Raw genomic sequence first — 17756 nt, 5'->3', positions numbered from 1 at the left:
AGGAGCAATTGACGTGGCCATTGTCCTCAAGCAGTCGCAACCGGATTTCGAGGCGGCGTTTTCTGCCTTCCTTGCCACCAAGCGCGAGGTCTCGGAAGATGTGGACCGTGCGGCTGCCGAGATCATTCAGCGCGTGCGCGCCGAAGGTGACGCGGCGCTGATCGAATATTCCCGGCGTTTCGATCGCATCGATCTCGAAGCGCATGGCATTGCAATTTCGCCGGCCGAAATTGATGCCGCGGTTGCCTCGGCGCCGGCAGTGACCGTGGAAGCGCTGACGCTCGCCCGCGACCGTATTCACTCCCACCACGCGCGCCAGCTGCCCAAGGACGATCGCTACACGGATGAGCTCGGGGTCGAACTTGGCTCGCGCTGGACCGCTGTTGAATCGGTTGGGCTCTATGTTCCAGGCGGCACCGCGAGCTACCCGAGCTCGGTGTTGATGAATGCCGTTCCGGCCAAGGTCGCCGGCGTCGAGCGCGTCGTCATGGTCGTGCCGTCCCCGGATGGCAAGCTCAATCCGCTCGTCCTCGTTGCCGCCCGGCTTGCGGGCGTTTCGGAAATATATCGCGTCGGCGGCGCGCAGGCGATCGCAGCGCTCGCCTATGGCACCGAGACGATCGCGGCTGTGGTCAAGATTGTAGGTCCGGGCAACGCCTATGTGGCCGCCGCCAAGCGCCGTGTCTTCGGCACGGTTGGCATCGATATGATTGCTGGTCCATCGGAGGTGCTGATACTTGCCGACAAGGAGAATGATCCGGAATGGATCGCGGCTGACCTTTTGGCCCAGGCCGAACATGACAGCGCCGCGCAGTCGATCCTCATCACCGACGACGCCGCTTTCGGCGAAGCTGTCACTGCAGCGGTCGAGCGGCAACTCCTTGCCCTGCCGCGCCGGGAGACCGCGAGCGCGAGCTGGCGCGATTTCGGCGCCGTGATTCTGGTAGACGATCTCGAAGCCTCGCTCCCCCTCGTCAACCGGATCGCCGCCGAACACCTCGAGATTGCCACGGCCGAGCCGGAAAAATTGCTCGCAGGCGTGCGCAATGCCGGCGCGATCTTCGTCGGCCGTCATACGCCCGAAGTCATCGGCGATTATGTCGGGGGCTCGAACCATGTGTTGCCAACGGCGCGGTCGGCACGCTTTTCGTCCGGGCTTTCGGTGCTTGACTATATGAAGCGAACCTCCATCCTGAAGCTTGGCGCCGATCAGTTGCGCGCACTGGGCCCGGCCGCAATCGAGCTTGCGCGCGCGGAAGGACTTGATGCGCATGGCAGATCGGTAGCGATCCGGTTGAACCTTTAGGACGATAATGACAGCAACGGGCGATACCGATGCACGGCTGATCGATGTGGAACTGGACGAGACGATCGGCCGTTCGACACCGGATGTCGAGCATGAGCGCGCTGTTGCGATCTTCGATTTGATCGAGGAGAACAGTTTTCGTCCCGTAAACGACGAGGGTCCCGGGCCGTACCGTCTCAAGTTGTCGCTGGTCGAATCGCGGCTGATCTTCGCGATCGCGCGCGAAAACGGCGACGATGTCGTTACGCACATCCTGTCACTGACGCCGCTCCGCAAGGTGGTCAAGGACTACTTCATGATCTGCGAAAGCTATTACGAAGCCATTCGTTCGGCGAGCCCGAGCAAGATCGAAGCGATCGACATGGGGCGGCGCGGCCTGCACAATGAGGGCTCGCAGACGCTGATGGATCGCCTGAGCGGCAAGATCGAGGTGGATTTTGATACCGCGCGCCGCATCTTCACCTTGGTTTGTGTGCTGCATTGGCGGGGATAGGCGAACAGACGCCCGTCGCTCCGGACCAGTTGCCGGACGATGAAGGGCCCGCCAAATCCGCGATGCCAGGCGCGGTGCTGTTCATCTGCGGTCAGAATTCAATCCGCTCGCCCATGGCAGAGGCGCTTGCGCGCAGCCTCCTGCCTTCTTCCGTCTATGTTGCCTCCGCAGGCGTCGAGAAGGGCGAGCCCGATCATTTCGTCGATGAAGTTCTGGCGGAGATCGGCCTCAAGCGCATTGCTGTTCAGCCGCGGACCTTCGAGGAACTGGAGGATCATTATTTTGACCTCATCATTACATTGTCGCCCAAGGCGCACCATATGGCACTTGAGTTGACCCGGACGACGTCAGTGCATGTCGAATATTGGCCGACGCCCGATCCGACGCTCGTACGCGGGCGCCGCACCCAGATTCTCGATGCCTATCGCGACGTGCGCAACAACCTGAAACGCCACATCGAGGAACGTTTCAAGGCGGCGAACTGACCCGCCAAACCCTTGCGTGCATTTGCTGAACTACGTTGTTCACAAATGGCGCGCAATACTATAGGTTCCGCCCAAAATTGCGGTCGAGCACGACCACAAATTGCCCTTTCGGAGATAGAACTACGCATGGCGAAAGAAGAAGTACTAGAATTTCCCGGCCTCGTGACGGAACTGCTGCCCAACGCGATGTTTCGCGTCAAGCTTGAAAACGATCATGAAATCATCGCCCACACGGCAGGCCGCATGCGCAAGAACCGCATCCGCGTTCTCGCCGGCGACAAGGTCCTTGTCGAAATGACTCCCTACGATCTGACCAAGGGTCGCATCACCTACCGCTTCAAGTAATCGGCCCGGACCCGTCCGCAGGAAATGCCTTGATGAGCGATCAGCCAAAATTCGTTCTTGCATCAGGTTCGCCGCGTCGTCTTGCCCTGCTGGGCCAGATCGGCATCGAACCTGACCGCCTGCTGCCTGCCGACGTGGACGAGACGCCGCTGCGCGCCGAACACCCGCGCTCGCTGGCACGCCGCCTGTCCCGCATCAAGGCGGAGCGGATCGCCGAGGAGTTGAAGGGCGATGCCGAGTTCGGTGAAGCCTATATCATCGCCGCCGATACGGTGGTCGCCGTAGGACGGCGCGTCCTGCCGAAGGCCGAAATCCTCGATGACGCCACCGCCTGCCTTCGCCTTCTCTCCGGCCGCTCCCACCGCGTCTATACCGGGCTTTGCCTGATCACGCCGAAGGGCAAGCAGCGCCAGGACCTCATCGAGACGCGCGTACGCTTCAAGCGTCTTTCGCGCGAGGAACTGGAGAGTTATCTTGCGTCAGGCGAATGGCGCGGCAAAGCCGGCGGCTACGCCATCCAGGGCCTCGCCGGAGGTTTCGTCGTCAAGCTGGTCGGCTCCTACAGCAATGTGGTCGGCCTGCCGCTCTATGAGACTGCGAGCCTCTTGCATGGCGAAGGCTACCCCGTCTATGCCAATTGGCAGAATTCAGGTCATTGAGGGGATCGGATCCCGTGACTGACGAAAACAAGAGCACAGCCAAGGTCATGCCGCTTCGGCCGACGCGTCCTTGCCCCGAATGCAAGCGCCCGTCGCACCGCGAACATTATCCGTTCTGTTCGGCGCGCTGCCGCAATGTCGACCTCAACCGCTGGTTGACCGGCGCCTATGTGCTGCCGGCGGTCGAAAGCGCCGACGACAGCGACAGTGAGGATTGATCAGAGCTTTATGATGCGCTGTGTTGCCGGCTGCGACAGCACGATGTTGACGGCGCGAAGGGCATTGATGCTGTCGGCAAGCGGCATGAGTTCAGCGCCCGTCTTGCCGGCCCGTATGGCCGCCATGACCGCCATTGTCTGAAATTGCAGACCTGTGCCTGAGAAGGGGTGATCTTCGACAGCCCGCCCGGGAATAGGCAGCCGGGCGAGGAGGTTGCCGAGGACGCCACGCGTTGCCGGCAGGGGCCCGAATGGCGGCGTCAGCGCAAAGCCATGAAAGGTGGTCAGGCTGCGCGCGCCGGTAAATGGCGCGTCGATCCGGATCGCGCCTTTGGCGCCTTCAATGACGAAGTGATTGGCGCCCTCCTTATCGAGGCCTGAGGATAGCCTGGCTTCCGCCTCATCATAGTGCAGGACAATCTCGCAGCGCATGTCCACGCCGTTGGGCGCGGCGTGCCAGAGGCCGGAGACCTTCTGCGGCTGGCCCAGGAAATGCATGGCGAGCGAGACACAATCGATGCCGAAGGTGAGCCCGGTGCCGCCGCCGAGCGAGCGGTTGAAGAACCGGCTTTCGGCGTCGAAGGCGTGCAATACCGACAGCTCGGCTGTGATCCGCCGTACCGCACCTATTTCGCCGGCATCGACCTTCTTTTTGGCCGCAATCACCGCGGGGAGGAAACGGGCCGAGGACGTTTCCATGGCAAGGATATTGCCGCGTGCGGCTTCGCGCTGGATAACGGCGGCTTCCGTGTGCGAAGGGGCGAGGGGTCTATCGATCAGCACCGGTTTGCCCGAACGCAGCGCCTTCAGCGCCTGCGCGAGATGCAGCGAGTTCGGGGTCGCGATGTAGATAGCGTCGATGGCGGGATCTGCGATGAACGAATCAAGGTCGGCATAGGCGGATGCGCTGCCGAAAGTCTCGCGGAATTTTTCAGCGCTGGAGAGCATTCTCGAATGATTGGCGATGAGCGCCGCATCGGGAAGCAGCGAAAGATCGGACGCGAAACGCCGGGCGCTCTCCCCGCTGCCAATAATTCCCCAGCCAAAGGCCCCAGCCTTGGCGGACTTCTCCCCCGTCTCGACCATATGTTGCGAATCCCGTCTCCGATGCCATCAACAAACGCATCAATGCATGCCCTTGGCAAGAGGCAGAAAAACGGCAAAAAATTCGCGAGTTGATGCTGGACAGGATGATTTTTAGTGTTATAACCCACGCGCTTCTGACGGAAAGCCAACCCCGTCCACAAGCTTTGCCGGACAACGGAAAAAGCCCTGAAGTGCCCAGATAGCTCAGTTGGTAGAGCAGCGGATTGAAAATCCGCGTGTCCGTGGTTCGAATCCGCGTCTGGGCACCACTTCTCTTGTGCACCGATTTACGAACCAATCCACGCTAATGTCGCGTGGCAAACCGAGTGTCGCGAATGACCCTATGACCCGCTGCCCCAGTGCTATGCGGTGCCCCGCAAATCCAGCATGAAACCGCGTTCAACGAGGTCTTCGGAACCGGTAAAGCGCAGTGACCCGGGGTAGGCGAGCGAGAAATCTTCAGAAAAATGCGGGGAGGCGAGAATGGCGCCGTAATGGGCGCCGCCGTCGGCATGGCCGCCAACTTCGACGATCTTGCGAAATTCGTCGATGGAGTCGGATGAAAAGCGGTAGTGCAGCAGGACACCCGTGATCGGCGTGAAATTTCGCATCGACGGTGCCGGTCCATGGATGCTTCCGAGGCGGTAATGCGTTGCGTCATCGACCCACAGCAATGGAAACTTCGACAGGCGCATGTCGCGGCCAAACAGACGTTGCCGCGGGCCGCCACGCAGCGCACTGCCGTAGCGCTCATGCTTGACCGTGTAGCCATCCCCGTCAAAGTGGGATGAGACCTCGAAAGGCCATTTGCTGCCATCATCGACGAAGACGCCGCTGCTGAGCGCGCCCGCCGGATAGATGTCGATCATCGGGCAATGCGCCCGCGACATGCCGGCGCGTTCAAGATCGCCGATAAAATCGCGGATCGAGCGGCTCTCCGAGCCCGGAAAGACTAAAAATTCGTCGGCGTCGAGCGACAGGTACCAGCGATTGCGGCCATATATGTCGAAGAAGGCATCGCGCCAGTCCTTGCCGCGATCGGTATCCTTGTACTCGAACTCCGAACTGAAGAGATCGACGTCCGGCTGGTTGGAAAGCGCCGCGGTCGTGCCATCCACCGAGCGGTCGTCGATGATGATGAAGCGGGTGACGCCGAGCGAGCGGTAATAGCGCAGGAACGAACGGATGTAGTTGTTGGCGTTCCTGACAACGCAGATCGCCGGTATATCGTGTTCCAAGAGCGGATGGTGGGGCCCGGATTGCCGCACAAGCTTCGGGTCGTTGACGCGACCCCCGATTTTGGATTTCGCATGCCGAAAGTAGGATTTCAGCTTCCGGACGACAGGCACGCTCCCCTGCTTGTGCCAATCGGCAGTGCGTTTGACGGGGTATTTGAAACTCATGCTGGTCCGATCCTCTGTCCCGCCTTCAACTACGCGAAACCAGAAATTGCAAGCGCAATCTTTATCGGTGGAACCTTTGGATAGTTGCAGGGTTTCCCTTTGCGCACGAAAGAGCCCGAAAGCTAACTGCCGGATCCGGTAAAGCTTTCGGTCGTTCTCAAGCGCTTGGATGGGCAAGTTTTACAATCGTACGAAAGCTTGCGGTTGAAAGAAACCGGTTTCACTTTGGCAAATGAATATTTGCGGTTGCAGTATTATTGTCATATAAACCCGCCATTGTCGGGTAGAGCCGCGCTGCCACTGATTTAGTCCACACGGGGCCTTTAGGGGCGAACATGCTTGGAAATCAGGGCGGTTAGGAGAAATTCATCAAAGAAATTGGGCTGGAATCAGGGAAACCTTAATTCCTATTTATTAGACTTTTGTCGTAGGGACCCTATAGTGAACTACTTCAAGCTATAGTAGAGTTAGCTTATAAGAAGCATGGCAACAACTACGGCAACAGGGCAACGGCATACAGAAAAGCAAATAAAATCTGGGGTTTAGCATAGAATGAAACTGACGGTTTTTGGAGAGGCGACTGTTAGTCTGGGCGGCCAGCCTGTGCCGCGCGTCCCCGCAAATTTCCTCCGCATCGTCGTCTATCTGCTGCTCGTCAATGCCAGCCATTCCGTCTCGCGCGGCAAGCTCTCGCAGGTGCTCTGGTCCGATACGGATCAGGCCCATGCCTCGATGAACCTGAGGCAAAGTCTCGCTCGCATCCGCAAGTTCCAGGAACAGTACGGCCTGAACCTTATTCAGGGAGATGCAACCTACGTCTACCTGAACCTGTCGCAGGTGAAGGCGGAGTTGTTGAGCATCGACCTACTTGAATACATCAACAATGCGCGCCGGGGCGATATCGAATCCGTCCTTGCCCTTTGCGAGCTCTACAAGGGCGATCTGCTTGCGCCCAACGAGCCGCAGAATTCCGATTTCGACGAGTGGCTCGACATCGAGCGCGTGCGCCTGCGCGACGACATGATCACGATGCTGCTCGGCATGGTCAACCAGCCTGTCGGCGTCAGCATCGATGAAAAGCGCCAATGTGCGCGCAAGCTCATCGAGATCGACCCCTACCAGGAGGTCGGCTACCGCACCCTGATGCAGACCGCCTCGCAACTCGGCCTCATCGCCAAGGTGGAGCGCACCTTCCGCGAATGTACCAAGCGCCTGCGCGACGATCTCGACGTCGATCCCGAAGAAGAAACCGTCGAACTTTACCAGCAACTCCTGCCCAAGCTTTCGCCCGCAACGACCCGCAGCCTGATCCTCCCGCTTGCGCCACAGCCCTCCAACGGCAATGGCCTGGAAATCCAGACGCCGCGCGCAATGCAGGCCAAACATCAGATTGAACAGAACAAGCAGGTGGGCCTGCCGCGGCTGATGGTGCTCTATATGCACCACAATGCCGCCGATCCCATGGAGCAGCTTGCCGCCTCGCTGGTCGACGACATCACCATCGGCCTTTGCCGCCTGCGCACAATCTCCGTGCTCGCGCCCTATACCTCGGCACGGGTGGTCACCGAATCGCCGATCGAGAGTTTCGGTGGGCTGAACGATCAGTTCGGCGTCAACTATGTGGTCGACAGCAAGATCACCCGGCGCGATGGCTTCTGCTTCCTCTCGGTCAAGCTTGTCGATGTGGCGACACAGGAAATCGTCTGGGCCGAGAAGCAGAAGTTCGATTATGTCCTGCCCGAGCAGCAATATCGCCAGCTTTCGATCCGTATCATCCTCTCGGTCGTCTCGGTCATCGAGAAGTCGGAACTCGACCGCTACAACCGCCTGTTCCAGGATCCAAACGCCTATTACTGGTATCTGGTCGGTAAGCGCGATTTCGAAAAGCTCGATCTGTCGAAGCTGCGCCAAGCGCGCCAGTCGTTCAAGAACGCGCTGACCGCCTCTGCGGATTTCGTGCCGGCGCTGAGCGGCATTGCCCGCACGATGCAACGCGAGTGGCTCGTTCTGGCACGAAGCGACAAGGATATCCTTATCGAAGGCGAAAAGGTTGCAAAGCGCGCGGCTCCTGCTGATCCTGACGACGAGCGCCCCTTGCGCGAACTCGGCACGATCAGCATGTATCTCGGCAAGTTCGACGAGAGCCTGGAATATTTCGACCAGGGATCAACGATAAATCCCCAGCACGCTGACCTTCTTGCCGACTACGCGGATGCGCTCACCCACTATGGTGCACTCGAAGAAGCCTTGGAGAAAATCCGGCAGGCCCTGGCCCATAACCCCCTGGCTCCCGACTATTACTACTGGGTAGGTGGAGGTGCTCTACACAGTCTGGATCGTCATGTGGAAGCGATCGATCTGTTGGAACAAATGAAAAACCCCCGGGCGGCCGCACGTCTGCTTGCAGCTTGCTGGGCAATGCTGGGTGAGAAAGAGAAAGCAGAGCAGTATCGAAAATATGCTCTGGAAGACAATCCCGGCTTTCGTATCGAGGAATGGACTAGGAGTGTCTGCCTTAGACTCCCGGCTCATCTAAAAAAATATGAGGCATCCCTGCGAGAAGCAGGTTTTCAGTAATCCCCCTAGCGTAAGGAACGCGTGCATGGCCAAATATTTCATCGTGGGCGAAGCTGGCAGTAAAGATCTGTGGCTGATCAATCTGGAGGAACGCCGGATCGAGCCATTCACAGAGGCTGCATTGGAGAGCTTTGAAGGCGCAGACGCCTCCTTTATTCGAACTGTGAACAAGGCCAGAAGCCACGGCATTGCAATGATTAAGGGTGTAGACGTTGCGATTGCGTCCGATAATCGTAATGAGGCATCTGCTATGATGTTGATTGACGAATAGCCAAAAGTATAAGGATAAAAAGATATAAGGCGAGTTTACTCGCTCTTCTTGATCTCCCATAGAATCAGAGTAGTTTTGCCATGTGGGCTCTCCTTCATAGAAAGGTAATTCGCATGGCAAAGTATCAAATCGTAGATGATCCGGAAACAAACAATCTCTGGCTCGTAAACTTGGACACACATACCGCTGAGTATCTTGATCGCGATCTGATTGGATCGCTTGGTTTGGCGGGTCAGGAATTTCTGAGTTCAATCAATAGGATCGCCGGCATGACGCCGGGGTGTACCGGTCGCAATGATGCGTCCGATCGAGCCCTGTCGTTCGACAAGAGAAGCGATGCGTCTGATCGAGCCCTATTCTTCGATAACAGGAGCGATACCTCTGACCACGCATTGTCATTTGACCGCCGAAGCGACGCCTCAGATCGTATGTTTTCCTTCGATGGCCTTTCCAATGCGTCCGATCGATCGATCTCTACACATCACGCAGGGTTGAACTGACGAGAACGGCATTCGGAGTTGATTTGTGTTGAATGCGTAATGTGCGGCCAGATGGAGTTGCAATGAAACCATTGGCCGGGGTTCGCGATCGGTTGGCGGCTGACGAAGCAAGGCTTCGCACCGCCTTCCGCGCCGGCGAACCATCCTCCACGCGCCTGATCGATGCGGATGCGACGGTAAATCGTTTGCGTCCGCATTTTTCTGCGCTCGGCATCGTGCGCATGGCCGAGGTCACCGGCCTCGATCGCATCGGCATTCCCGTGTGGATGGCTGTGCGGCCCAACAGCCGCACCCTGGCCGTCAGCCAGGGCAAGGGCGTCACCGCGGCCCACGCCCGCGCCTCGGCGGTCATGGAAGCGGCCGAAATCGCCATAGCCGAAAACATTCCGGTGGCTTCCTTCGCCGCCAGCCGCCGCGCCTTGCGCGATGCTGGCCACGAAGTCTTTGACGGGCGCATGCTGCTGATGCGCGGCGCGGACGAGGCTGGCCCCGACGAGACCGATCATTGGCTCGAAGGCTACGATCTTCTGAAGGATAGGCCGGTATTCGTGCCGCGCGAACTGGTGACGCTCGATTTCACGGCGGAGCGGCAGTCCTTCCACTATTGCCAGTCGACCGACGGCCTTGCTTCCGGCAATTGCCTGCTCGAGGCGGTGATTCACGGGCTTTGTGAGCGCGTCGAACGTGACGCCACCGAACTGTGGCGCTTCCAGCGCGATGCCGGCGTTCATGCGCGCTGTGTCGATCCCGCGGTTTTTGCCGATGCCGGCATCGACTGGATGGCCGAGCGCATCGCGGCGGCAAATTTCGTCCTGCGGCTCTTCAACACGACATCCGATATCGGCCTGCCGGTGTTCATGGCGACGATCAGCCCCGCCACCCAGCACGGAACCTACCTGCATTTCGACCTCGCCGCCGGCTATGGCTGCCATTTGTCGCCGCGCGTTGCCGCCATGCGCGCCATCACCGAGGCGGCGCAGACCCGCATCACCAATATTTCCGGCGCGCGCGACGATTTCGACCCGTCGGAATATCACCAGCGCCTCGCGCCCGACCTTGCCGTCTACATACATGCGACGCCTTCGGACCATTGGCGTTTCGAGGAGCCGGAGCCGCATGCGCGCGCCAGCCTCGAAACTTATCTCGAACCGCTGCGTCGGTGCGGCATCGGCAGCGTCATCGCCGTGCCGCTCGGCGGCGAAGCCTATGGCATGTCGGTGTGCCGTGTGCTCGTGAACGAGCTCGAAAGTCCCGCCGGCACGCGCAAGCACCGTTTCGGCGGACGTGCGCTCAACGCCATGCTGAGGCAGTAGGAGGGGCGATGCAGGTTCTCTTTGCAGGTCCGAGCCTGTCCGGCACCAAATTCGTGCCGCTGAAAAGCGGCGAGGACAGGGTTCTCCCTGAATATGCCCTGACGTGCCGCGGCCCGGCGAAATGCGGCGACATTACCCATGCGGTCGATCAGGGCTTTGACGTCATCGCGCTCGTTGACGGACGCTTCGAGGATGTCGCGGCCGTCTGGCACAAGGAGATTCTGCACGCCCTCTCGGCCGGCGCGACGGTTTACGGCGCGGCGAGCATGGGCGCGCTGCGGGCCGCTGAGTGCCACCCCTTCGGCATGATCGGTATTGGTCATGTTTTCGAGCGCTACACCCATGGCGGGCTCGAGGACGATGCGGCGGTCGCGCAGGTGCATGCGCCTGCCGAATTCGGCTATCTTGCCTTCAGCGAAGCCATGGTGACCGTCGACGCCACGCTCGACGCCGCACTCGCCGCTGGCTCGATTCGTCGGGACGAGCATGAGCTGATCCGCGCCAGGGCCGATGCAGTGTTCTTCAAGGAGCGCAGCTGGCGGCGCATCTTTGACGCTGTCGCTGCGGATATCGAAAATCCGGCTGACCGGCTGAAGCCGCATATGCGCAACATCAAGCGCGAGGATGCGGAAGCGCTTCTCGGCATCCTCTTGGAAGGCAAGCCTTCGGCTCCTGGAGACGTTTCTCCTGAATTTGCAGGATGGCGCTTCAACGCGACGACGCAGTGGCGCAAGCTTCGCGGCTGAAGATTTCTATCTCCTGAAATGATAACTGGCGCAGCTCAAAGTGTTCGGGACGACACCGCCGGAAGCCGATATCGCATGAATGAATTCGGTCTAATTGCGCCTAGACCCAATTAATTATCCGAATCTGCGACTTTAGTCGCAAAAACGCGGTTTGAGTCACGCTTGCGTAACGGGAGCATTCATAGTCTCAACCCGTGGTCGCAAGTTTAACGCATGAAAACAAAACAAAAAAGCATTCAAGCGTGTGTGGGAGCAAGCGGGCAGTCAGTGGGGGACCTACGCCGGAATTCTATAGTATGCCAGTCAGAATTTCGGCGTAGCACCCCTGTCCCAGACCATAATCACTTCGATTCCATTCCAATCCCGACAGCGGGAAAATGCGCGTACCTCCAGGTGAACGCAGCAAATGTTGTGCGCTGAGCATCGTGATGGAAGATTTCCCTATTTCGACTGTTCGTCCTCATCGCCGGCTGCAAGCCATTGCACGAGAATGGCCACGGACATAGGTCCGAGGTTCGGGATGAGCGTCAGGTCGAGCTGGCGCGCCCAGGCGCGTTCGGGCTCCCATTCGGGAGCCATATTCCATGGCGTGCCGCCATATTCGATCCACAAGGCATTGACGATCCGTGAATGCACTGTCTTGGATGGGCAGAAGTTTTGCAGGCGGTTACTCATGATACCCTTGGCATAATGTTGCGTGAAATTGCATTTTCTGTTCACTCGGTGGGCTTTAGGCCCGGTCGACATTCGCCGCGGAACGGGAAGTGCAACGACTGAACGCGTTGTCACGCATGGCCGGGTAAATTCCGGTCAGTACCACCAAGGACCCGTTAACGAGTCCGGCAATCGATGCGATAGCGCGCCGTGTCTCTTCTTGATCCTGGCGTCGTATCGTCGTCTTTTTCCGCCGCTGTTTGTTCAGCGGTTCTGGCATGTGTGTCACGTTGCAGGCCCCCCAAAATGACCCTTTTCATTCTTGCCTGCGTCCTCCCCCACGGCGACGCAGACCGTTGCTTCATTCGTAGCCGCAGCTTTTAAGCGGCTAGGCGCTTCTTCTTCCACAAAAAGAATCGCCTCTGGTTGTTTAGTGTACAAATCAGGAGAATTTTCGGATTTATATTTGAATATTAGCGGTTAGTCTTTATATTTCACGATTTCCTCAATCATTGTACCAAGAATAGGGTATAGTATATTGATATTTCGTCAATAATTAATAATGATTAACGGCGCCATAAACGCCATAGCAATAACTACTAGAAATGATGCAAAATGAGGTTCTATGCCGCGTCGGCGACATGGGCCGGTGCACCGGGAATCACGATGGATGGGACTGGGGCGCTTCTCATACCGGTATCCTATAGAGCTTGATAAACGCCCATATATCCCGATTAACTTCGATGATGGCGTCGATCGTCGCCTGGATGCGCTGAAGTTCCTGGTCGTCCAGGGCTTCCACCTTGCCGTATTTGAGGTTGTCGTCCATGTCGACGATGCGCATCAGCTGCGTCGATGTCAGCACGCCAGCCTCATCGAACGAATAGATGCAATGGTTGTATTTGTTCCGCAGCCGCTGTTCGCGCGACATACGCCCGGTGATCTCGAGCACTGCGGCCTTGGTTTCAGGCGGCGTCGAACTGATCTTCGCCAGCCGTTCGATCAGATCGATGCGGGCACGCGTCGTGTTCAACGTCAGGAAGATGACGGTCGCCGCTTCCTTGTTGGTGTCCAGCAGGTGGGCAATCAGGTAGATGAACAGGCTTTCGGTGTTCGTCCACGTGTAGTTCAGTTTGCCCACCAGCATCAGTACGTCATTGATGCGGGACATTTGCCTTGCCTCGGATTAGCTCAGACGGCCTGGCTCATCACATATGTGCTCTGCGGATGCTGGAGTGGTGCGCTATACCCTCTAAAAGGGGGCCGGGCCTCCTCCTGATCGATACTGTCGCGATAGATCGCGGCAGCCTGGGTCCGGTTATGGACGCGCAGCTTGCGAATGAGATTATGGACGTGCACCTTCACCGTGTGCTCCGACAGGGCCAGCCGATCCGCGATGATCTTGTTCTGCAGTCCTTCGGAAAGCAGTTCGAGGATCTGATGTTCGCGAATGGTCAGCGACTTCATCGGTCCGGCCGCGCTCTTCGCCTGGCCGTTCGCACCTTGCGACTTGGCAGGCGCTGTCTTTTCCATCGAGCGAACGATGGTCGACGGATAGTATTCACCGCCATTCAGCAGCAGCCATACGACTGCGAGCCAGATATCGAGCTTCAGGCTGAAGGGAAGCAATCCCTGGACCTGCTTGCTGTCGAAGAGTGTATTGTATTCGTGAATGCCGGTGCTGTTTTCATCGATCATCAAAGTGATCGAAGCATGCGGAAAGCGATGCTTGCAACGTTCGACGCTATCTGCGAGATCGAAGGCGAAGCCGGCATGAATAAGGACGAGACCTGTGTTCTCATCCGATTCTTCGGTTTCGTTGAGCTTGCTCGAAAGGCGGATCTTCAGATCAGGGAAGGTGCGTTCCAGTGATTGAACCAATCCCTGGAAAACCACTCCAGCTTCGGCATAGATAAAGATGCCGTTTCTGAATTTAGAGCCGTCTTCATTCTTCGCCCCATGATGTACATGGTCCGACCTGGTATGCGATATTGTTGCGCTCATAATAAGCCCCTACGCCCTTTTAGTGAGGGAAGTATTTTCCCTCCGGATTTGTTTGCTCTTATTGTTTTTTTATTCGGGTGAGTTCGTTTATTTAGTGTCGTTCTGCTCCCTGCGCCTCAACTATCCCTGTTGATTAAGGAAGGATTAATAAATCGTGCGTGACACGGCCGTGACCGCCGAAAACTCAATAGTTTGTTGTGCCTAGCAGGATGCGCGCTGGAAGGCGGAACTAGTGCGCGAAGGGCCACCTCGACAATAGGGACTAAGACCCGCCGGACGCCCTAATCCATGGCTCGCTCCACCTCTAAAAAGCTGCTCCGCGACGATGCTGAAAAGATTGCACTTTTTGATGAGCCGGCCAGCACCTTAGGTTGTGTGAAGTGGTAATCCCACCCCTAAACAGAATTGGTAGCTTAACCTTGGGTGGCTTTGGGGCTAACCTTACAAGGCTTGCGCGACGTTTGTGTGTGGGGAAAACGCAAGTAAAAACTCTCGTGTAAAAAACAAAATCTATACCATTGGCAATAGCAATCCAGAAACACGCTGGTTTGTTATCATAATAACCGACGTCTGTTAAAATAAAAGACCAATGCGAGCTCGCATAAAAACCTCGTTGGAAATGCATAGAGGTTCTTGCTAGCTCCGAAAACAAAACATCGGAGGGCTTTTTATGAGTAACAGTAAGAACAACACCTACAATTTCCACCCAGGCGGCGATCCGTCAGCGACTGCAGATGCCGATGCGTCCGCTGTGGCCGCCGCGCTGGCCTTACAGTTGCAGGGGCAAGCCCAGGGGCAACTGGAGGCTCAAGGGCAAGGACAGGGGCAGGGGCAAAGCCAAAGCCAGGATCAACATTCAAGTTCGGACAATTCGAACTGGAATGGCAACGGTAACCTCAACGGCAATGGTAACCTCAATGGCAATGGCAATCTGAATGCCAATGGCAATCTTAATGCCAACCTCAATGAAAGTGACAACCACAACGCAAATACCAACACCAACACGTCGGATACGGCCGTGCATGTGGATGTCGGTGTGAACCTGGATGGATATCTGCCAACCGACAACGACTTTGCAGATCTCGATCTGAGCCACACCAACTTCGACAACGTGTTCATAACCGACTCGGGCAGTATCAACTTCGATCCAGGCAACGACGTTCACTTTTCGGACATCTTCAATGGCGCGTTTAACGGTGCGGGAACAAACACCGGATTCGCCATTAATCAGGTGGCGGATCTCGTCGACAACGATCAGCTCTCTCATGTCAGCCAAGACAACTCGGGCAGCGTAACGCTGGATGCAACCGGGGGCGCTGCTACAGCGGGCGATGGTATCGGAAGTGGTGCTGACGGTTGGGACAGCTGGTTCGGCAATCACGGCGGCGGCGCACATGCCGGCGACGATGTGGCTGGCTCCAGTGCGGCAAGTGCCGCAGCCAATCTGACATCAACAGCGTTCACGCAGGATATCGTTCTAGGCGCTAACCTGCAGCAAAACGCATTCGACGCTACCGTTATCAATGGAACCTACACGCATACCACCATCAGTGGTGACAGCGAGTAACGGTAACACGCAGGCAAACTGCCTGACATTGGTCTGCGCGAAATTTGCGCAGACCTCTTTGTCCAAAGGCAGATGCCGTGAATGTGGCGGGGACTGCAATGCTGGGTTTCAGTGATCAGATTTCAGAGTCAATTGCCCATTTCGTAGGTTATTTCCACACATCCATCGAAGCCGCGAGAGCGCGGCTGGAATACCGCGAATTCAAGATCACCCCCGACGCCGATCCGCATTTCAAAGACATTCTTGCAATCGATACCCATACGACCCCGCAATTGCCGCCGGCGTTTTCAGACGCGCATATTGATTACACGCCGGTGCCATGGGCGCCGGTCGGCTTGTCATCGATGCCGTGGGTCGAAGTCAATCTCGACGAAATCGAAATCGGCATGCACCGACTGCCGCACACGCCGACCCATCCGCACGGATCAGGTTCAGATGTCGCGCATGGGGTCGTGGAAGAGGGGCCATATTTCGGGTCCGGTGCCTCCGAGACGTCGATGGTCTTAAAGCAGACCAACCACATGCAGGACAACGACATCGTCATCATGGGCAACAAGATGCCGGTGAATCTCGATTTCACCGACGATGCTGGCTTCGCGCACCTGTCCTCGCAGGCATTCGCGGTCTCCGAATCCTTCACATCAGCGGCCGTTCCGGGCAACGGCGCCGAGGTCGCGCAGTTCTTTAACGATCAGCTTGGTTTCATCCATGCGGCAGCGACAGGACCGCTTGCGGCGACACCGGGTGTCACGGTTATTACCGGACCGGCCATTGACGGCCTGTTTGTCAATGGCGAGCAGGTAACGAGCGCGCCGGGCATCAGCCAATCGCTTCCGGATTTCATCAAGGCTACGGACCATGACGCGGCACAACCCACCATTGTGTCGAGCCAATCCATATTGACCGATGGTTCGGACCTTGCGGGTTCGGTGACCGTTCAGGCCGGCGCGAACCTTATGGTCAACCAAGTCGTCCTCACGAGCCTTGATGCGATAAGCGGGCATTTCGCGGTGGCCGGCAATCATTATCGCATCGATGCGATCGTGCAGACCAATGCCTATAGCGACAGCGATACGTTCGAGAACGGTTTCGCGGGACAGCAATCCCTGTGCCAACCTTCCACCAACGCGATGAACATCGCCAACTTCGTGCATCAGGCGGATAGTACCGGCGGAACGCCAGCATCGTCCGGCGATACGACGCACCTTCCGCAGAACTGGCAAATCACCGTCATCAATGGCGATCTCCTGCAGATGAACTGGATCTCCCAGTACAGCTTCATCTCCGACAATGACATGCATGTGCTCAACGCGACCGGTTCCTATACGACGATCACCACCGGTGCGAACATGTCGATGAACACTGCGACCTTCGCCGAACTGTGCAACACTTACGATCTCGTCATGATCGGCGGCCACTATTACGACGGCAATTTCATCTTCCAGACGAATATTCTGTTCGACAACGACACCCTGACCACGGGCGGTGCAGCCGGCGCATATAACGGCAAGCTTTCGACCAGTGACAACCTGTTGTGGAATGCCGCCAGTATTCAGAGTGGCGACGCGACCAACTGGGTGACGGGGATACCGCAGCATTATCAGGACGCACTCACGGGACTTGCCAGCGGCAACTACAAAATGCCGGATGGCTTTGGCAGCGACCCGAACTTTCACGGCATCGAGGGTCTCCGCGCGCTCTATATCACCGGCAGCGTATACGATCTCAATTATGTCGAGCAGGTGAATATTCTCGGCGATTCCGACTATGTCGCGCACTACGAGGATTCACTTCTCGCCGCAACCTCGAACACCCAATGGGACATCAGCACGGGTTCCAATGCATTGGTGAATATCGCGGCCATCGTCGACCACGACACCCACGGCACCGGGCTGTCCTATGTCGGCGGCGCGCTCTATTCCGATGCCATTCTGATCCAGGCTGAAATCATCGGATCACAGCCGCCAAGCACAGGGCCGGGTCAGGGACAGCCTTTGGCCAACGAGGTCGTAGCATTCCTCGATCACGACGCAGACGCTTCGACGCAGGCAGACCATTCGACATCCATTCACGTACCCGACACCAGCCACTCAGTCGATGTCATGCAGACGGTCCTCTCGTAAGAACAA

Annotated in this window: 18 protein-coding genes and 1 tRNA gene; 14 read left to right on the top strand and 5 right to left on the bottom strand. The window is 57.5% G+C overall.

Annotated elements, in window-relative coordinates; translation table 11 throughout:
• Positions 1–13 precede the first annotated feature (13 nt).
• From hisD to yacG, 6 genes are all read left to right on the top strand, one after another.
• The gene (gene hisD / locus BM074_RS03440) at positions 14–1306 is read left to right on the top strand and encodes a histidinol dehydrogenase (RefSeq protein ID WP_091919771.1); all 1293 of its coding nucleotides are present in this window, start codon (positions 14–16) and stop codon (positions 1304–1306) included.
• A gap of 7 nt (positions 1307–1313) precedes the next feature.
• Complete coding sequence (locus BM074_RS03435; RefSeq protein ID WP_027230310.1) at positions 1314–1799, top strand: UPF0262 family protein; 486 nt, start codon at positions 1314–1316, stop codon at positions 1797–1799.
• Between the two features lie 62 nt (positions 1800–1861).
• Entirely contained in the window at positions 1862–2284 is a 423-nt protein-coding gene (locus BM074_RS03430) for an arsenate-mycothiol transferase ArsC (RefSeq protein WP_051614812.1), read from the top strand.
• A 126-nt stretch (positions 2285–2410) separates the two neighbouring features.
• Positions 2411–2629: a translation initiation factor IF-1 gene (gene infA / locus BM074_RS03425; protein ID WP_008122731.1), complete on the top strand. Its 219-nt coding sequence runs from the start codon at positions 2411–2413 to the stop codon at positions 2627–2629.
• Between the two features lie 32 nt (positions 2630–2661).
• Positions 2662–3288 (top strand): Maf-like protein, encoded by a 627-nt coding sequence (locus BM074_RS03420; RefSeq protein WP_091919769.1) that lies wholly within the window; start codon positions 2662–2664, stop codon positions 3286–3288.
• Positions 3289–3302: 14 nt separating this feature from the next.
• On the top strand, positions 3303–3506 hold the full coding sequence (gene yacG, locus BM074_RS03415) for a DNA gyrase inhibitor YacG (protein WP_091921417.1): 204 nt from the start codon (positions 3303–3305) through the stop codon (positions 3504–3506).
• Here the strand turns inward: yacG and BM074_RS03410 are convergent, their stop codons facing one another.
• Positions 3507–4592: a Gfo/Idh/MocA family protein gene (locus BM074_RS03410; RefSeq protein ID WP_091919767.1), complete on the bottom strand. Its 1086-nt coding sequence runs from the start codon at positions 4590–4592 to the stop codon at positions 3507–3509.
• 193 nt (positions 4593–4785) lie between these two features.
• Here BM074_RS03410 and BM074_RS03405 point away from each other — a divergent pair.
• A tRNA-Phe gene (locus BM074_RS03405) sits at positions 4786–4861 on the top strand.
• Between the two features lie 93 nt (positions 4862–4954).
• Here the strand turns inward: BM074_RS03405 and BM074_RS03400 are convergent.
• A complete protein-coding gene (locus BM074_RS03400; RefSeq protein ID WP_091919761.1) occupies positions 4955–5995 on the bottom strand; it encodes a glycosyltransferase family 2 protein in 1041 nt (346 codons plus the stop codon).
• A 552-nt stretch (positions 5996–6547) separates the two neighbouring features.
• Between BM074_RS03400 and BM074_RS03395 the strand changes: the two genes are divergently transcribed.
• The 5 genes from BM074_RS03395 (at position 6548) to BM074_RS03375 (ending at position 11402) form a co-directional block, all read left to right on the top strand.
• Complete coding sequence (locus BM074_RS03395) at positions 6548–8572, top strand: BTAD domain-containing putative transcriptional regulator (protein ID WP_091919759.1); 2025 nt, start codon at positions 6548–6550, stop codon at positions 8570–8572.
• A 25-nt stretch (positions 8573–8597) separates the two neighbouring features.
• Complete coding sequence (locus tag BM074_RS03390; protein WP_091919752.1) at positions 8598–8843, top strand: hypothetical protein; 246 nt, start codon at positions 8598–8600, stop codon at positions 8841–8843.
• 113 nt (positions 8844–8956) lie between these two features.
• On the top strand, positions 8957–9343 hold the full coding sequence (locus tag BM074_RS03385) for a hypothetical protein (protein ID WP_139217619.1): 387 nt from the start codon (positions 8957–8959) through the stop codon (positions 9341–9343).
• 62 nt (positions 9344–9405) lie between these two features.
• The gene (locus tag BM074_RS03380; protein WP_175498875.1) at positions 9406–10656 is read left to right on the top strand and encodes a YcaO-like family protein; all 1251 of its coding nucleotides are present in this window, start codon (positions 9406–9408) and stop codon (positions 10654–10656) included.
• A gap of 8 nt (positions 10657–10664) precedes the next feature.
• On the top strand, positions 10665–11402 hold the full coding sequence (locus tag BM074_RS03375; protein WP_091919746.1) for a TfuA-like protein: 738 nt from the start codon (positions 10665–10667) through the stop codon (positions 11400–11402).
• A gap of 441 nt (positions 11403–11843) precedes the next feature.
• Here the strand turns inward: BM074_RS03375 and BM074_RS03370 are convergent, their stop codons facing one another.
• From BM074_RS03370 to BM074_RS03360, 3 genes are all read right to left on the bottom strand, one after another.
• Positions 11844–12077 carry a hypothetical protein gene (locus tag BM074_RS03370; RefSeq protein WP_139217618.1) on the bottom strand — a complete coding sequence of 78 codons (234 nt, stop codon included), beginning with the start codon at positions 12075–12077 and terminating at the stop codon, positions 11844–11846.
• 667 nt (positions 12078–12744) lie between these two features.
• Positions 12745–13227 (bottom strand): hypothetical protein, encoded by a 483-nt coding sequence (locus tag BM074_RS03365; RefSeq protein WP_027230299.1) that lies wholly within the window; start codon positions 13225–13227, stop codon positions 12745–12747.
• Between the two features lie 20 nt (positions 13228–13247).
• A complete protein-coding gene (locus BM074_RS03360) occupies positions 13248–14060 on the bottom strand; it encodes a helix-turn-helix transcriptional regulator (protein ID WP_091919742.1) in 813 nt (270 codons plus the stop codon).
• A gap of 670 nt (positions 14061–14730) precedes the next feature.
• Between BM074_RS03360 and BM074_RS22935 the strand changes: the two genes are divergently transcribed.
• Together BM074_RS22935 and BM074_RS03350 are read left to right on the top strand one after the other, a co-directional pair.
• The gene (locus BM074_RS22935; protein ID WP_091919741.1) at positions 14731–15627 is read left to right on the top strand and encodes a hypothetical protein; all 897 of its coding nucleotides are present in this window, start codon (positions 14731–14733) and stop codon (positions 15625–15627) included.
• Between the two features lie 98 nt (positions 15628–15725).
• Positions 15726–17750 (top strand): hypothetical protein, encoded by a 2025-nt coding sequence (locus tag BM074_RS03350; RefSeq protein ID WP_091919740.1) that lies wholly within the window; start codon positions 15726–15728, stop codon positions 17748–17750.
• The last annotated feature ends 6 nt before the right edge of the window (positions 17751–17756 follow it).

The sequence above is a fragment of the Phyllobacterium sp. CL33Tsu genome, from assembly GCF_900113985.1.
Lineage (GTDB): Bacteria > Pseudomonadota > Alphaproteobacteria > Rhizobiales > Rhizobiaceae > Phyllobacterium > Phyllobacterium pellucidum.
Note: the sequence above shows the minus strand (reverse complement) of the source record. Positions and strands in the feature narration are given on the sequence as shown.

What these genes read in the sequence shown, in the direction of transcription:
- BM074_RS03435 (WP_027230310.1), top strand. Translation starts at nt 1,314, where the DNA reads ATGACAGCAACGGGCGATACCGATGCACGGCTGATCGATGTGGAACTG.
- BM074_RS03430 (WP_051614812.1), top strand. Translation starts at nt 1,862, where the DNA reads ATGCCAGGCGCGGTGCTGTTCATCTGCGGTCAGAATTCAATCCGCTCG.
- infA (WP_008122731.1), top strand. Translation starts at nt 2,411, where the DNA reads ATGGCGAAAGAAGAAGTACTAGAATTTCCCGGCCTCGTGACGGAACTG.
- BM074_RS03420 (WP_091919769.1), top strand. Translation starts at nt 2,662, where the DNA reads ATGAGCGATCAGCCAAAATTCGTTCTTGCATCAGGTTCGCCGCGTCGT.
- BM074_RS03410 (WP_091919767.1), bottom strand. Translation starts at nt 4,592, where the DNA reads ATGGTCGAGACGGGGGAGAAGTCCGCCAAGGCTGGGGCCTTTGGCTGG.
- BM074_RS03400 (WP_091919761.1), bottom strand. Translation starts at nt 5,995, where the DNA reads ATGAGTTTCAAATACCCCGTCAAACGCACTGCCGATTGGCACAAGCAG.
- BM074_RS03395 (WP_091919759.1), top strand. Translation starts at nt 6,548, where the DNA reads ATGAAACTGACGGTTTTTGGAGAGGCGACTGTTAGTCTGGGCGGCCAG.
- BM074_RS03390 (WP_091919752.1), top strand. Translation starts at nt 8,598, where the DNA reads ATGGCCAAATATTTCATCGTGGGCGAAGCTGGCAGTAAAGATCTGTGG.
- BM074_RS03385 (WP_139217619.1), top strand. Translation starts at nt 8,957, where the DNA reads ATGGCAAAGTATCAAATCGTAGATGATCCGGAAACAAACAATCTCTGG.
- BM074_RS03380 (WP_175498875.1), top strand. Translation starts at nt 9,406, where the DNA reads ATGAAACCATTGGCCGGGGTTCGCGATCGGTTGGCGGCTGACGAAGCA.
- BM074_RS03375 (WP_091919746.1), top strand. Translation starts at nt 10,665, where the DNA reads ATGCAGGTTCTCTTTGCAGGTCCGAGCCTGTCCGGCACCAAATTCGTG.
- BM074_RS03370 (WP_139217618.1), bottom strand. Translation starts at nt 12,077, where the DNA reads ATGAGTAACCGCCTGCAAAACTTCTGCCCATCCAAGACAGTGCATTCA.
- BM074_RS03365 (WP_027230299.1), bottom strand. Translation starts at nt 13,227, where the DNA reads ATGTCCCGCATCAATGACGTACTGATGCTGGTGGGCAAACTGAACTAC.
- BM074_RS03360 (WP_091919742.1), bottom strand. Translation starts at nt 14,060, where the DNA reads ATGAGCGCAACAATATCGCATACCAGGTCGGACCATGTACATCATGGG.
- BM074_RS22935 (WP_091919741.1), top strand. Translation starts at nt 14,731, where the DNA reads ATGAGTAACAGTAAGAACAACACCTACAATTTCCACCCAGGCGGCGAT.
- BM074_RS03350 (WP_091919740.1), top strand. Translation starts at nt 15,726, where the DNA reads ATGCTGGGTTTCAGTGATCAGATTTCAGAGTCAATTGCCCATTTCGTA.